Below are 266 nucleotides of genomic sequence, written 5' to 3' on the forward strand. Positions count from 1 at the left end.
CCGAGCATGTGATGCTGATCGATCTGGCGCGCAACGACATCGGGCGCATCGCCAAGATCGGTTCGGTCAAGGTGACGGAAGCCTTCGTGGTGGAGCGCTACAGCCACGTCATGCACATCGTGAGCAACGTCGAAGGCACCTTGAACGACGGCATGGGTGCCATCGACGTGCTCAAGGCCACCTTCCCGGCGGGTACCCTCACCGGGGCCCCCAAGGTGCACGCCATGGAACTGATCGATCAACTCGAGCCCACCAAGCGAGGGCTT

General features: G+C 62.4%; 1 protein-coding gene. It reads left to right on the forward strand.

The genetic code is table 11. From position 1 onward, the window contains the following. On the forward strand, positions 1 to 266 hold a 266-nt coding region (locus MJ643_RS30870; protein WP_247727334.1), incomplete at both ends, for a chorismate-binding protein.

The sequence above is a fragment of the Pseudomonas sp. PNPG3 genome (genome assembly GCF_023093815.1).
Classification (GTDB): Bacteria; Pseudomonadota; Gammaproteobacteria; order Pseudomonadales; family Pseudomonadaceae; genus Aquipseudomonas; species Aquipseudomonas asiatica.